This window comes from Pseudoalteromonas sp. APC 3358 (assembly GCF_030408075.1).
Taxonomy (GTDB): Bacteria; Pseudomonadota; Gammaproteobacteria; order Enterobacterales; family Alteromonadaceae; genus Pseudoalteromonas; species Pseudoalteromonas arctica.
This window is the reverse complement of record NZ_JASDCE010000012.1, coordinates 36501-51247: the sequence shown is the minus strand read 5'-3', so window position 1 is coordinate 51247 and position 14747 is coordinate 36501. Positions and strand designations below refer to the sequence as shown.

The window sequence follows — 14747 nt, the reverse complement described above, 5'->3', positions numbered from 1 at the left end:
CAAAGGAATAAAGAATGGTGGGTTATGATGGATTTGAACCATCGACCAATTGATTAAAAGTCAACTGCTCTACCAACTGAGCTAATAACCCGTTCCAGTTGCTAACTTATTTCTAAGTTAAAGCCTGCGTAAATCCGCCGATTGATGCCACACACTATTCACAAAGAATAAAGAATGGTGGGTCATGATGGATTTGAACCATCGACCAATTGATTAAAAGTCAACTGCTCTACCAACTGAGCTAATGACCCGCTCTGACGTTGCGTTTTATAACAACTTAGTATTCTACGTAAATCCGCCGATAAAAGACCATTCAAAGAATGGTGGGTTATGATGGATTTGAACCATCGACCAATTGATTAAAAGTCAACTGCTCTACCAACTGAGCTAATAACCCGCTCTTTTTGTCGCATTTCGAGTGGGGTAACCATTCGTTTGCTGCGGGCGCTTATAATACTTATTTATAAAATGAGTGCAACCGAAATTGTCTCTTTTTTTAAGTTTTTATGTCTAGATGCACAAAATTAAACCGTTTGTGCTCAAACTACATGCAAATCCAAGATTCTTCGAGAGTTTCCATGTAGTTTGCTCGCCCTAACTAGAAATTTAATCGCTAGTGAACTTTAGTTTCCTAAACGATCAGTTGCTAGTTTTGCAGCGGTTGTACTTGGGTATTGATTGATAAGATCGCTCAATATTTTTTGTGCTTGCGCCGCTGAACCTTGATCTTGTAAAAGTGTGCCTAACTTTAGCATCGCATCTGGGCGTTTATTAGAATTTGGAAATTCGTTCACAACGACTTTAAAGTGCTCTACTGCTTTTACACCATCATTTTTAATAGTAAGCAACTGCCCTAACCAATAATGCGCATTAGACGCATAGACAGAGTTTGGGTAGGTAGTTAAAAACGTTTGAAATTCAGGAATCGCTTGGTCATAGCGTTTATCTTTCATTATTAACGCAACAGCGCGCTCATAGGCTTCGTTTTCAGATAAGTCACTGCTATAGGTCTGTGCATTGCTTTGTTGCGTGTAATCAGTTGCGGGAGCTGCTGCTGGCTGTGTATAAGCCTGGCTCACGCGGTTTTCAATTTCTTGATACAACTCACGCTGACGCTGCAGTACTTTTTCAAGCTTGTAGCTTTGCTCTTCGGTTACACCTCGAATTTGGCTTACTTCGTCTTGTAACAAGTTAAGCTGTTGCTGTAACTCTACTTGCAAAAAGTTACGCTGTTGCATCATATTCTCAAGCGACGCTAATCGCTTCTCAATACTTGATTGTGAACTCGCAGCTTCTGAAACAGGAGCGGGAGCAGCCATTAACTGGGTGCTCCCGCTCAATATCATGGCTGCCAAAATAATTTTCGGCTTCATAATATCTCTTATCTTAGTAAACTAGTACCGCACGGCGGTTTTTAGCGAAAGCTGATTCAGTGCGAGACTTAACCATTGGCTTCTCTTCACCGTAGCTTACCACTGACATTTGGCTAGCTGAAACACCTAGGCTTAATAAGTATTTTTCAACGGCTTGGCCACGGTGCTCACCTAGTGCAATATTGTACTCTGGAGTACCGCGCTCATCTGCATGGCCTTCAATTAGTACTTTAACTGATGAGTTTTGAACTAAAAACTCAGCATGTGCACGAAGTAAGTCTGCGTACTTGCTTTCAACTGTCGCAGTATCAAAATCAAAGTAAATTACTTGCTCTTGACGAAGTGCTTCGTACTTTTGACGAAGTTGCTCTTCTGCTTGTTGCTCAGGAGAAATTGTAGCAACTTCAACCGTATCAGTGTTAGTTGATTGCTCAACAACGCCTTGATTTGATTTGTTTGCAGCACCTTCATCAATATCTGAAGATGAGCTACAAGCTGCTAATGTCATTACTGGCACAGCAATTAGCAGGCCTTTAAGTATTTTGTTAAGTTTCATTGAGTAGATTCCTATTTTGAGTAAACCAGTAATATTACTGTAAGTATGGCGACCAAGCTGGTGCCTTTACTTGTCCGTCTAGCACAGGTAACCGTGCCTTGAAGCGGCCGTCCATCGATACTAGCGCAAGTACCTGTTTATTATTATGAAGCGTGCTATATATAATCATCGAACCATTTGGCGCTATGCTCGGTGATTCATCTAGGCGTGTTCTCGTTAATACTTGGAACGCGCCTGTAGCCAGCTCTTTCTTAGCAAGATGGTACTGCCCGTTGGTACGGTTAACCATCACTAATTCTTTTCCATCTGGTGTTATTGAACCAGCAAGATTCATATCACCATCAAAGGTGAGTCGCTGTGACCTACCAGTTTTTAAATTTAACTTATAAATCTGAGCATTACCACCCCTTTCAGATGTAAACACAATATCTTGACCATTAGGGTGCCAAGATGGCTCAGTATCTATGCTACGGTGATTTGTTAAGCGTGTTTCTTTACGTGTAGCTAGGTCAAGCAAGTAAATTTCTGTTGCACCCGTCTTGTCCTTAGAAAGCACTAATAATAGTTTTTTACCATCTGGCGAAAACTGCGGTGCACCATTGATACCACGGTAGCTTGCTATTATTTCACGTTTACCTGTGTATATATCTTGAATGTAAATTTGGCTTTGACGGTTTTCAAACGTTACATACGCTAACTTAGTACCATCTGGTGACCACGCTGGCGACATTAAAGGCTCTTTTGAGCGAAGTAATACTTGCTCATTAAATCCGTCATAATCTGCAACAACTAACTGATAAGGCTTATCATCATTATCACGTACTATTACATAGGCAATTTTAGTTAAAAATGCGCCTTTTTCACCAGTCAATCTTTCATAAATAACGTCACTGATTCGATGAGAGTAACGGCGAAAACCACTTTCACCAATAACACTTTCACGCGCTTCCAAAATATGATCTTGGCTTTTAACTAGCTTACCATTACTCATCATTTGTGTGTTGCCACCGGTAATTTGGCCGCGGATCACGTCAACTAACTCATAACGCACTAAGTAACGCCCGTCAGTTTGCTGCTCAACTTCGCCCACTAATATCGCTTCCACACCTTTATTAACCCAAGATGCGTAATCAATTTCGCTATCTTTGGTTGGCTGTTGTGGCATCTGCGCTACATCTACAGGTTTAAATTTACCACTGCGCATTAAATCGGCAGCAATAACACTGCTTAATTTTTCAGGGATTGGGCCAACACCTTGGTACTTAAAAGGTACTATAGCAATGGGCCTTGCACCGTCTACACCCTCAGTTATTACAATTTCAAGTGCTGCATTAGCAACACCCACAAACCCAAACAGTAAAACTAAACAGGCTATTTTTATTTTGTTGAACATATCATTCCTTTAAAATTCTGGCTTGATTGTTAAATTAATATTCTTAAGTTGTTCGAATACGTCTTTATCTTTAGATACCGGTAATGTGTCGGCCATGCGCACTGCTCTTAATGCAGCTTCACATACCAACTTATCGCCACCTAATGATTTAACTTGCGTTACTAAACCATTAAAACCTAAACGAATATTTACTCGGCACTGTTGGTTTTTCATTTTTTCATCAATCAATAAGTTTTGCTGAATACGCGCCATAATTAATGCACGGTACTTATCAACTTCGCTTACCACTTGTTGTTGACGTATTTTACTACGGGCAGCCTGCTCTTTGGCAAGTTGCTCTTGTAACATTTGCTCTTGCATTGCTTGCTGGCGTTTACGTTCTGCCTCGGCTGCACGCTCTTTTGCTTCTTCTTCACGTTTTTTACGTTCAGCTTCTGCTTTTTTAAGTGCGTCTTCTTCGGTTTTACGCTTATCAGCAGCAGCTTTTGCTGCACTTTCAGCTTCTTGCTTTTGCTTTTCAGCTTGCTTAGCTTTAGCGCGCTCTTTTTGCTCAATGGCACGTGCTTTTTTAGCTTGTGCTTGCGCCTCGGCTGTTTCTTTTTCTTTAGCTTTACGTTCTTGCTCTAGCTTTTTAATATGCCTAGATTCAGATTCGCGTTGCTTACGTGCATTGGCCGCTCTGCGTTCTAAATCGCGGATACGTTTGTCTTCAGCATTTTTTTTATCTTTTTCTTTCTTTTGAAGTTCAGCAATTTTTTGCTCAACTTGTTTTTGATCAACTGTAACGGCTGATACTGCTTTATCTGGCGTAGGTATAGCCGAATTAAGCGTTACTTCCATTACTTTAGGTGCTGGCGGATGAATGTTTGCAGACGCATACAAAAAACCACCAATGCCTAAATGAAGTACTATCGATTTTACTACTGAACTATTCATACAGCTACTTCCCCTCAAAGGATTCAGTCATTAATCCTACTGATGGTACGCCTGCATTTTTCAAAAAATCCATTAGTAATAATACTTCTTGATACGACACTTTACCCGAGCCTTTAATCATAACTGGCACGTCAGGGTTTTTCATTAACTGTAATTTTATAACCGCAGCAACATCAAGTGCTTCCATAGGCTCTTCAGGATCAGTACCTACGCTTACATAATATTTACCCTCTGCATCAATTGAAGCAATAATGGGCGGAGTATCTTTAGTATCAACTAAATCAGACTCTTCCATTTTAGGTAAATCAACTTTTACACCGTGTGTAATAAGCGGTGCTGTTGCCATAAATATAATAAGTAATACCAACATTACATCAATGTAAGGTACTACATTAATTTCTGCGACCGGACGGCGCTTTTTACGCTGATACATTCGCTTGTGCCTCTATTTGTGTAGCTGCTTGACGGTGTAAAATATTAGCAAACTCTTCCATAAAGTTAATATAGTGAGACTCAAGCTTTTCAACACTGTTTGAAAAGCGGTTATAAGCAATAACGGCCGGAATTGCCGCGAATAAACCCATAGCAGTCGCAATAAGTGCCTCTGCTATACCGGGTGCTACCATTTGTAATGTAGCTTGCTTAACTTCACCTAGTGCAATAAAGGCATTCATAATACCCCACACTGTACCAAACAAACCGATGTACGGACTAATAGAACCTACCGTTGCTAAAAACGATAAGCTAGATTCAATTTTTTCAATTTCACGAGAAAGCGCAACACGCATAGAACGATGCGTCCCTTCCATAACAATACTCGCACTTTGAAATGTATTCTTTTTATGACGAGCAAACTCTTTAAAGCCTGAAGTAAATAAGGCTTCAATACCTTGAGACTGACCGCTGCGTGACGATATTTCGTTATACAATTTACTTAGATCAATACCAGACCAAAATTTTTGCTCAAATTTCTTAGCATTTGATAGTGCATCTGATATTGCTTTTTTACGCTGAAATATAATTGTCCACGACATTACAGACATGGCAACTAGCCCTAACATCACTAACTGAACAAGCAAGCTTGCTTCTAAAATTAGGTCTAAAAAATTAAGCCCTGATCCCACGTTAAACTCCTAAGTAATTTCAAAATACGGCAAATTGGTTAATTTGTGTAAATATGACCGTTTATACGGTCAAAAGTTGCATCTAGTGTATCTAGTCCATTTCAAGCTGACAACGGTATTGCTATGAATAGGCAACAAAAAACGTTAAAAAACAGCTTTAGTTGGCATTTCCATTTGCCTCAGTATTTTATTTAATCTTTTAAATAAACTCGCTAACTATAAATATGCGTAAATATATAAGTAAAACGTCATAAAATGCGCCGTTTATTCAAAATAAGAGCATAAACACTCAAAACCTATAAGCCTTACCTTCACGTAACAGTAAAACTAATACCGAGCCACATCAAAAGAAATTACTTAAGCTAGAAATTTCATTAACTTATAAATTTAACGATTAATTAACGCGCAAGATTCAAACAACAATAAAATTCGCCGAATTAGTTTTTCTAATCTGAAAATACAAATTTTCTAGTTTGAACAAAAAGATGATCTTACGTATTATTCTCCCATACCGAACTAGCGCACCGAATGAGATAGTTTCATTAAGCCAAGTTCTTAGTAATAGGATATTTTATCGTATTACATTGTTTTACTCTTTCTGGATAAAACCAAATTCAGTAAAACGTAGTTCCCTGGATTACTTCCTTCAACTTGTTGTTTGCCCGCATTTTTTGCGGGCTTTTTTTTGCCTACAATTTAGTGCGCTACATATTTTATTTATAAACTAATAATTGCCCTACCTATTTTACAATAAGTAATTCGGTTACTAGTTTGAATGGTACGCAGGATAGCTTCGCGAGTCTTAACGCCCTGTGAATTAACAGTTAACTATAAAGCGTATAAGTATTTTGAAATAACATTTGCAACAGTGTGCTGAGGTTTTGGGTAAAATACCAGCCGTATAAATATTTGAAAGAAAGAGATACTGAGTCAATTACCTGCTGCGCAAAAAACCACAGCAAGTAATGTATATGATGAGGCTAGTCTTTTTTAGGAAGTAAACCAAAGTGATGATATGCACTGTCAGACACTATTCGACCACGCGGAGTACGCTGAATAAATCCTTGCTGAATTAAAAACGGCTCTATTACATCTTCTATTGTTTCACGCTCTTCACCAATAGCTGCAGCTACATTGTCGAGTCCTACTGGGCCGCCCATGAATTTTTCAATTATGGCGAGTAAATATTTGCGATCCATATAATCAAAACCACTTTTATCTACATCAATCATATCAAGCGCTTGCTTAGCTACTTCGGCATTTACTGTACCGTCAGATTTTACCTGTGTGTAATCGCGTACACGGCGTAATAAACGGTTTGCAATACGTGGTGTACCACGTGAACGTTGTGCAATTTCGGTTGCGCCATCATCACACATTTCTAAACCAAGATAATGTGCAGAGCGCCCTACTATGTGCGACAAATCTTCTACAGAATAAAACTCTAATCGCTGCACAATACCAAAACGGTCACGTAGTGGCGATGTTAGCGAGCCTGCTCGCGTAGTGGCACCAATAAGTGTAAATGCAGGTAAGTCTAATTTAATAGAACGCGCAGCTGGGCCTTCACCAATCATTATATCAAGCTGGTAGTCTTCCATTGCTGGATACAGTATTTCTTCAACTTGCGGGCTTAGCCTGTGTATTTCATCAATAAACAGTACATCGCCTTCTTCTAAATTAGTAAGTAACGCAGCTAAATCGCCTGCTTTTTCAAGTACAGGGCCGGATGTTGTTTTAATACTTACGTGTAATTCGTTGGCAACGATATTTGCAAGCGTGGTTTTACCAAGCCCTGGTGGGCCAAATATTAATAAATGATCGAGCGCTTCACCACGGGTTCGGGCAGCTTCAATAAAAATTTCCATTTGCTGCTTAACATGAGGCTGGCCTCTGTAGTCGGCTAAAAGTTTTGGTCTTATTGCACGATCTATAGAGTCTTCATTTGTTTTTTCAGTCGCATCAATTAAGCGATCCGCTTCAATCATGGGTTACTCACAACATTGATTTTAAAGATTCTCTAATAAGAACCTCAGTAGACATATCGGGTTTGCTTATCGATTTTACTGCTTTTTGAGCTTGTGGCAATTTATAACCTAATGCAAGCAGTGCCGATACGGCATCATCGGCTGCGTTATTAGCTATTGTCGCATCGCTCATTGGCTCTATTACTGCGCTGTCGCTAAATGGCGTAAATAAATCATTACCCCAATCATTTAATCTGTCTTTCATTTCGAGTACTAAACGCTCGGCTGTTTTTTTACCTACACCGGGTAATTTAACTAGCGACGTTGAGTCTTCGTTATTTACACAGCTTACAAATTGCTTTGCCGACATGCCCGATAAAATAGCTAAGCCAAGTTTTGGCCCAACGCCGTTTGCTTTTAATAGCTCTCTAAACAAAGCGCGTTCTACTTTATTATTAAAACCAAATAATAACTGAGCATCTTCACGCACTACAAAGTGGGTGTAAACAATCGCGTTTTCACCAATTTTTGGTAAATCGTAAAAACAGGTCATTGGCATTTGTACTTCGTAACCGACACCACTTACTTCGAGTAATATTTCTGGTGGCTGTTTTTCGACTAAAATACCATTTAAGCGGCCTATCATAGTTATTTCCTTAAACGTCCTCTAACGGTTTTGCTTGCGCTACCCGCTAGTTTAATTAAATTTTGTTCTGAGTGAGCGTGGCAAATCGCAATAGCGAGTGCATCAGCTGCATCGGCCTGTGGCGTACCTGGTAGTTTTAAAATATTTTTTACCATGTGTTGCACTTGAGTTTTATCAGCGCCACCGTTACCTACTACTGCTTGCTTAATTTGCCTAGCTGAATATTCAAATACGGGCAAGTCGGCCATTGCAGCACCTACAATAGCAGCGCCTCTAGCTTGGCCAAGCTTTAAAGCAGAATCGGGGTTATGCGCCATAAATACTTTTTCAATGGCAAAGGTTTCTGGCGAAAACTGCTCAATAAGCTGTGTAATGCCTTGATAGATCATTTTAAGCCTAACCGGAAAAGGATGATCGGCTAACTTAATACAACCACTGCCTAAGTATGTAAATTTAGAACCTTGGTGGGCAACAACGCCATATCCGGTCAAACGTGAACCAGGATCGATCCCTAAAATAATGGCCAAACAGCACTCCATTGTTATTATTTTTAAATTACGCTAATAATGCCAGAGCACTGTATAAATTACCAGTACAAAGAAAAACAAAAATGCCCACGTGTTAGGTGGGCATTTGAAGGAGCATGTTAGTTTAAGCTTACCCTAGGGCACGCACTAATCCTTGGGTATTTTGTTTAAGTGTTCGGGCAATCATTAAATAGCCTAAACCAGCCACAAATACACCGCCAGCTACCGGACCAATAATCCATATATGCGGATGTAACTTACCTGCTAAATCAAACATTTGTTGCTGCACAATTAAAAGCGCTATATCACTAAAAAATGCAGCAACTAAGCCAGCTAAACCCCCTAGTAATAAAAACTCGTACAAGGTCGCGTTTTTAATTAATCGGCTTTTAGCGCCAAGCGTTCGCAGTATGACAATTTCTTGCATACGCTCACCTAAACTAGCTTGCACTTGCGATATAAGTACAAGCGCGCCACACAGCACAACAATTGCAAGTACAAAGCCAATGGCGAGTGATACTTGCGAAATAGTTGTTTGTATTTGCTTAACAAAGTTATCAATATCAATCGCTGTAATAGTAGGGTAAGTGCGCAATAACTGGCTAAAGTCACGCTTTTGATCTGGGTTTATACGTACCGACGAAATATACGTTGCTGGAAAATCTGCAAGTACATCTGGGCTTAAAATAATAAAAAAGTTAGGTTTAAGCGTGGCCCAATTAACTTTGCGCACACTGGTAATTTTAGCGTCGAACGACTGCGAACCAATTAAAAATGTAAGCGTATCGCCTATCTCAACATCTAAACGCTCAAGCATCGACTCCTCTACTGAGGCTTCAGCCATCGCATTTTCACCAAACCACGTACCTTGTGTTACTTCATTTTGGTCAGGCACATCTTTAAGCCATGTAAGATTTAGCTCGCGGCCAATACCTGCACGTGCTTCTTCGTCTTTTTTCTCGTTGTCTTGCAGCGATACAGAACGTGCTACCAACTCGCCGTTTACCGCATTTATGCGTCCACGAATAGTGGGATAAAACTCTGATACCTGAATATCTTTTTGTGCTAAATACTCATTAATTGGCTCAAGCTCATTTTGCGTAATATTAACTAAAAACGCATTAGGCGCGTCGCTTGGAAGTTGCGACTGCCAATCAGATATCATGTCGTTTTTAAGTACCACTAAAAACAGCAGTAATTTAATCGCTAACGAAAAACTAATTAACTGTACCGCGTTCACATTTGCACGCTTTTGAATAGACGCAATTGCAAGCGACCAACTGTTACCAGGTTTTAAGCCAAGCTTTCGACCGCCACCAAATATTAATTTAGATATCAAAAACAACACACCAATTAGCGCAAGCGTTGAGGCAAACAAAATAAGCGTTATTTTTATGTTGTTACTAAATAACCACATTAATAAAAAAACAGTTAGCGCACTCATGCCTAAATGCACACGACTTACTGCCAACTTGTCACCTAAGTTACGGCGCAGCACTCTAAGCGGTGGAATATCAAATAAATCAAATAACGGTTTAATAGAAAACATAACAGCACAAATTACGCCAGTGCTTATAGCCACCAGCCAAGGTTTAAAACCACCTAAAGGTAGCTCTGTGCCCATACTTTTCGATAAGTAACTTGTTGCTATTTCTTGCAAGCCATAACCAATTAACAGCCCAATACTTACCGCCATTGCACATACAAGCAATAAATGGAGCATGTATATTTTGCGGATCATTGAACGGCTACCGCCTAGTGTTTTCATCATCGCTACTGGGTCGTATTGTCGTTCACAATAACGTTTTGCTGAAACGGCTATAGCCACTGCGGCTAAAATAATACCTAATAGGCCGGCAAGTAATAAAAAGCTCTCTGCACGGTTTAAACTATTTGAAATAGGTGATTGACGGTCTTTAACGCCGTACCATTGTTGGTTTTCTTTCATTTGTGGTTTAAGCCACTCGTAAAAGCTATTTATATCGGCCTCACTACCTGCATAAAGTTGGCGATAATAAACACGACTACCTGGCTGCACAACTTCGGTTTTTGCCACATCGTCAATATTAATAAGCACGCGACGGCTGCTCGAAAATACATTAAATGGCGCATCGGGCTCTTCTACAATAACTTTTGAAACATTAAATAATGCAGCGCCAAGCTCTACTTGCGCGCCTATATCAATATTTAAACTGTAAAATACTGATTCACTTAGCCACACATTACCAGGCGTTGGTCCGCTATTAGCAACCTTAGCTTCACCTGTTAAGGTATCCTTAACTTTTAACTGCCCTTTTAACGGGTACGCATTAGATGCCGCTTTTACTGAGCTAAACTGCATTTCATCATCGGCAAACAACATAGTGTCGAAGTACACCATTTGCGCCGTTTTTAAATTTTGGCTCTGTGCTTTAGTAATAAAAGCAGTGTCGAGAACATGATCGCTTGCAAGTACACGGTCTGCTGCAATAAAAGCACTGCTTTTTTGCGCAATACTTTGCCCTATTCGCTCAGTAACCATAGACAGTGTAAGCACGGTTAAAACAGCAAGGGCGATAGCTGCGCTTATAACTGTTAGCTCACCACGGCGAAATTCTCGCGAAAATAACTTAAGCGCTAACTTAACCCACATTAGCAACGTCCTCTACTTGGCTTTTTACCAGTAAACCCGCTTCTATTTGAATAATGTGCTCACATTTTTGTGCAAGTCCTTCATCGTGAGTAACCAAAATAAGCGTAGTGCCGTGTTGCGTGTTTAAATCAAATAATAACGACTCAATCATTTTACCGTTTTTGCTGTCTAAGTTAGCCGAAGGCTCATCAGCAAACAGTATTTTAGGTGTACCAATAAATGCTCGCGCAATAGCAACACGTTGCTGTTCACCGCCAGAGAGTTGCGACGGGTAATGGTCAATTCGATGGCTCAAGCCTACTTTTTCAAGCAAAGCAATTGCTTGCTCTTTTGCATCACTTTCGCCAGCAAGTTCTGCTGGTAGCATAACGTTTTCTAGTGCCGTTAAGCTTTGTACTAACATGAACGATTGAAACACAAATCCAATTTTAGCCGCGCGCAGTGCAGCACGCTCTTCTTCATCTAAATTGTGTAATGGCTCGCCATCTAAAAATATTTCGCCGCTGCTTGCGGTATCCAGCCCTGCTAATAAACTGAGTAACGTTGATTTACCAGAGCCCGACGTGCCAACAATAGCAACAGACTCGCCATGCTTGACATTAAAGCTGATGTCGCTGAGGATGGGCAGCTCACCTTCAAAGGTAGAGACTACTTTAGACAAACCATTAACCTGAATTATATTTAATTGAGAAAGCGCTGACATATGACTCATTCAATCCTTCGTTTAGTATTCATTTTATTTTTAGTTATCAAACCGCTGAGCGCAGCAGCCGACAACACGATTTTAATACTCGGTGACAGTTTAAGCGCAGCCTACGGACTTCAACAAGAAGAAGGCTGGGTAAAATTGTTACAAGATAAATACGATGACGAACAAGCCGACATTGAACTTATCAACGCCAGTATTAGTGGCGAAACATCTGGTGGAGCCCTACGCCGTTTAGATGCATTGCTTGAGCAATACGAACCCACTCATGTACTTATTGAGCTAGGTGCTAATGACGGTTTACGTGGTTTTCCAGTCAAAAAAATGCAAACTAACTTAACGTCTCTTATTCAAAAAAGCCAAGCAGCTAATGCGATGACCGCCTTAATGGAGATTTACATTCCCCCTAATTACGGTCCGCGTTACAGCAAAATGTTTACAGACACTTTCTCGCGCGTTAGCGAAGAAACAAATGCGCATTTAATGAACTTTTTTATGCTCGATGTTGCTGGTCAACCTGAGCTAATGCAAAACGATAGTTTACACCCTAACAAAAAAGCTCAGTCATTAATACGAGATGAGATGTATGACTCGATCAAAAAGTGGTTAAATAAAGACTAGCCAATTAATACACCGCAAGAGTGCCTTTTTAGGTCTCTTGCGTAATAAACACCCAAACAAACAATCGCTTATTGATTTTTAAAAAAATACACGTACTATTGCATACAAATCGGTATGTGGCGCAGCTTGGTAGCGCACTGTCATGGGGTGGCAGGGGTCGAGAGTTCGAATCTCTCCATACCGACCAATTAATTCCTTTAAAAATAACAATTTTCGTTAATCTAAACCTAACCATCAGTAAACTTTACTTCCAGCAATTCGATAATACTCTATATCTAGATCCATATTTTTTTGTTATCAACCTTAATACTAATCTGCTTGCACCTCTCCAATATGTATTCTTTTAAAGACCTCTTTGCTCTCATCAAGAACCGCTACCTATTTTAATAAAATAAAGTTAAGCGTATAATTTTCAATCAGATATTAATAATAGGTTTTTAATTAAACTGTACAATGGCATTGGTGCAAAACTAAGTTGAATTTAAGGCTCTGTATTAAGTAACTTAGCATAGCGATGATTTAAGTCATTCTGTAAAGGAAATAAAATGAAAATAGGGATAGATCTCGGTACAACCCACAGCGTAGTGGGTATTTGGCAAGATAACGCGGTTAAGTTAATTCCGGATATGGAGGGTAATGTGCTCGTTCCTTCAATTGTTGGCTTGTCGGAAGATAATTATATTCTTGTAGGTCAAGCCGCTAGGGATCGATTAGCAACCCACCCCGCACACACAATTTGTGAATTTAAACGTTTTATGGGCACTGATAAAACCTTTTCATTGGGCGCGCAAGATTATAGCGCAACTGAACTATCATCCATTTTATTAAAAAGCCTTAAAGAGCAAGCCGAACATTATTTACAAGAGCCTATTACTGAGGCCGTTATTTCGGTACCCGCCTATTTTAATAATAAACAACGCCAAGCAACGCAACAAGCGGCTTTACTTGCAGGTTTAAAAGTTGAGAGATTACTTAATGAACCCACAGCCGCAGCACTCGCTTATGGGCTCGATAATAAAGACTGTGAGCAAACTTACTTAGTACTGGACCTTGGTGGCGGTACATTTGATGTGTCGGTTATTGAGGTATTTAACGACATATTTGAAATACACGCCTCATCGGGTGATAACTACTTAGGCGGTAACGACTTTACGAACGTTATTGAAGAAGATCTTTATAAGAAAAACGATTTGTACAAAGGTTTTTTCTCAGATAGTGAACTACGTAATATTTGGTCGTTGTGCGAGCGTTTAAAGTGCCAATTAACTAACGAGTCAACAGCCAGCTTTAATTTTGAATATAAAGAAAAAACGTATTCATATACCCTCACTCTGGAAGATTATCGTACATTGTGTAGCGAGTTAATTGAGCGAATTAAGTTTCCTATTAACCGTGCGATGTCTGACGCTGACTTAACACTTGAAGACGTTGATGGACTTATTCTTGTTGGCGGCGCTACGCGTATGCCTATTTTTCAACAGCAAATTAGCCGTGTGTTTTCACGTATACCGCAAACTCAATATAACCCTGACCATGCTATCGCTACTGGTGCTGCAATTCAGGCAGGTATGAGCGCACGTGCTAAAGAATTGAAAGACGTAATAATGACTGATGTTTGCCCATTCACTTTAGGCGTGGAGGTAAACAACAAACATGGTCAGTCTGAGTTTTTGCCTATTATAGAACGTAACGCGACGATTCCTGTAAGCGAAACTCGTTCTGTTTATTCAGCTCACCCTGAACAAGAAAAAGTACTCATTAAAATTTATCAGGGTGAACATTATCTCCCTAAAGATAATGTGTTTTTAGGCGATTTAGAAATAAATCTTGAGCCGTTAAATATAATACAAGAGTTATATTTAACATATACCTACGATCTTAATGGTGTACTTGAGGTTGAAGTGACTAATGTTGCAAGTGACAAAAAATACCGCACTTATGTAGGCGAAAATGAAGAAAGCTTGAGTGAAAGTGAGTTACGTGAACGTTTTTCACGACTTAACGCACTTAAGGTTTTGCCTAAAGACAAACTTGTAAATACTGCATTTAAAGCAAAGTTAGAGCGTTTATTCCAAGAAAATCTAGGCGATAAAAGGCGAGAGATTGGCGAGGCGATTGGTCAATTTATGGAAGTGTTAGAAACACACGATAACCACAAAATAGAGCGTATGATCGAAAATATAAAGCGCTATCTTAGTTATTAGAATTAGCTATTAAAGTTAACTAATAAAAAATAGTTTCAGTTAAAAAATTACATGCATTAAAT

13 protein-coding genes and 4 tRNA genes are annotated in these 14747 nt (G+C 39.6%); 3 read left to right on the top strand and 14 right to left on the bottom strand.

All coding sequences use genetic code 11. From position 1 onward, the window contains the following. Positions 1–15: 15 nt before the first annotated feature. The 14 genes from QL995_RS16925 to QL995_RS16860 form a co-directional block, all read right to left on the bottom strand. Positions 16–91, bottom strand: a tRNA-Lys gene (locus tag QL995_RS16925). Between the two features lie 84 nt (positions 92–175). Further along, positions 176–251 (bottom strand) — tRNA-Lys (locus QL995_RS16920). Between the two features lie 70 nt (positions 252–321). After that, positions 322–397 (bottom strand) — tRNA-Lys (locus QL995_RS16915). Positions 398–623: 226 nt separating this feature from the next. Then, complete coding sequence (ybgF, locus tag QL995_RS16910; protein WP_024590479.1) at positions 624–1373, bottom strand: tol-pal system protein YbgF; 750 nt, start codon at positions 1371–1373, stop codon at positions 624–626. A 13-nt stretch (positions 1374–1386) separates the two neighbouring features. Further along, positions 1387–1929, bottom strand: coding sequence for a peptidoglycan-associated lipoprotein Pal (pal, locus tag QL995_RS16905; protein ID WP_290294666.1), 543 nt, complete (start codon positions 1927–1929; stop codon positions 1387–1389). Between the two features lie 34 nt (positions 1930–1963). Next, positions 1964–3322, bottom strand: coding sequence for a Tol-Pal system beta propeller repeat protein TolB (tolB, locus tag QL995_RS16900; RefSeq protein ID WP_165728849.1), 1359 nt, complete (start codon positions 3320–3322; stop codon positions 1964–1966). A 9-nt stretch (positions 3323–3331) separates the two neighbouring features. Next, complete coding sequence (gene tolA, locus QL995_RS16895) at positions 3332–4258, bottom strand: cell envelope integrity protein TolA (protein WP_290294665.1); 927 nt, start codon at positions 4256–4258, stop codon at positions 3332–3334. Positions 4259–4262: 4 nt separating this feature from the next. Continuing rightward, entirely contained in the window at positions 4263–4691 is a 429-nt protein-coding gene (tolR, locus tag QL995_RS16890) for a protein TolR (RefSeq protein WP_007580386.1), read from the bottom strand. Next, positions 4678–5382, bottom strand: coding sequence for a protein TolQ (gene tolQ / locus QL995_RS16885; RefSeq protein WP_007580384.1), 705 nt, complete (start codon positions 5380–5382; stop codon positions 4678–4680). The genes tolR and tolQ overlap by 14 nt, the downstream gene beginning before the upstream one ends. Before the next feature lie 980 nt (positions 5383–6362). Then, positions 6363–7370: a Holliday junction branch migration DNA helicase RuvB gene (gene ruvB / locus QL995_RS16880; protein ID WP_007580382.1), complete on the bottom strand. Its 1008-nt coding sequence runs from the start codon at positions 7368–7370 to the stop codon at positions 6363–6365. A 7-nt stretch (positions 7371–7377) separates the two neighbouring features. Further along, positions 7378–7995, bottom strand: coding sequence for a Holliday junction branch migration protein RuvA (ruvA, locus tag QL995_RS16875; protein ID WP_290294664.1), 618 nt, complete (start codon positions 7993–7995; stop codon positions 7378–7380). 2 nt (positions 7996–7997) lie between these two features. Further along, entirely contained in the window at positions 7998–8522 is a 525-nt protein-coding gene (gene ruvC, locus QL995_RS16870; protein ID WP_002960649.1) for a crossover junction endodeoxyribonuclease RuvC, read from the bottom strand. A 130-nt stretch (positions 8523–8652) separates the two neighbouring features. Continuing rightward, positions 8653–11154: an FtsX-like permease family protein gene (locus tag QL995_RS16865; protein WP_290294663.1), complete on the bottom strand. Its 2502-nt coding sequence runs from the start codon at positions 11152–11154 to the stop codon at positions 8653–8655. Further along, positions 11144–11857 (bottom strand): ABC transporter ATP-binding protein, encoded by a 714-nt coding sequence (locus QL995_RS16860; protein WP_008137049.1) that lies wholly within the window; start codon positions 11855–11857, stop codon positions 11144–11146. Before QL995_RS16860 ends, QL995_RS16865 begins: the two co-directional genes overlap by 11 nt. On the opposite strand from QL995_RS16860, the gene QL995_RS16855 reads away from it, so the two are divergent. From QL995_RS16855 to QL995_RS16845, 3 genes are all read left to right on the top strand, one after another. Then, positions 11858–12481: an arylesterase gene (locus QL995_RS16855; protein WP_290294662.1), complete on the top strand. Its 624-nt coding sequence runs from the start codon at positions 11858–11860 to the stop codon at positions 12479–12481. Between the two features lie 110 nt (positions 12482–12591). Beyond that, positions 12592–12668 (top strand) — tRNA-Pro (locus QL995_RS16850). 358 nt (positions 12669–13026) lie between these two features. Next, the gene (locus QL995_RS16845) at positions 13027–14685 is read left to right on the top strand and encodes an Hsp70 family protein (RefSeq protein WP_290294661.1); all 1659 of its coding nucleotides are present in this window, start codon (positions 13027–13029) and stop codon (positions 14683–14685) included. Positions 14686–14747: the final 62 nt, after the last annotated feature.

Bases quoted from the DNA above. Each gene is read 5' to 3' on its own strand.
- tolR (WP_007580386.1), bottom strand. From the start codon at position 4,691: ATGTATCAGCGTAAAAAGCGCCGTCCGGTCGCAGAAATTAATGTAGTA.
- QL995_RS16860 (WP_008137049.1), bottom strand. From the start codon at position 11,857: ATGTCAGCGCTTTCTCAATTAAATATAATTCAGGTTAATGGTTTGTCT.
- tolA (WP_290294665.1), bottom strand. From the start codon at position 4,258: ATGAATAGTTCAGTAGTAAAATCGATAGTACTTCATTTAGGCATTGGT.
- QL995_RS16865 (WP_290294663.1), bottom strand. From the start codon at position 11,154: ATGTGGGTTAAGTTAGCGCTTAAGTTATTTTCGCGAGAATTTCGCCGT.
- ybgF (WP_024590479.1), bottom strand. From the start codon at position 1,373: ATGAAGCCGAAAATTATTTTGGCAGCCATGATATTGAGCGGGAGCACC.
- pal (WP_290294666.1), bottom strand. From the start codon at position 1,929: ATGAAACTTAACAAAATACTTAAAGGCCTGCTAATTGCTGTGCCAGTA.
- ruvB (WP_007580382.1), bottom strand. From the start codon at position 7,370: ATGATTGAAGCGGATCGCTTAATTGATGCGACTGAAAAAACAAATGAA.
- QL995_RS16845 (WP_290294661.1), top strand. From the start codon at position 13,027: ATGAAAATAGGGATAGATCTCGGTACAACCCACAGCGTAGTGGGTATT.
- tolB (WP_165728849.1), bottom strand. From the start codon at position 3,322: ATGTTCAACAAAATAAAAATAGCCTGTTTAGTTTTACTGTTTGGGTTT.
- QL995_RS16855 (WP_290294662.1), top strand. From the start codon at position 11,858: ATGACTCATTCAATCCTTCGTTTAGTATTCATTTTATTTTTAGTTATC.
- ruvA (WP_290294664.1), bottom strand. From the start codon at position 7,995: ATGATAGGCCGCTTAAATGGTATTTTAGTCGAAAAACAGCCACCAGAA.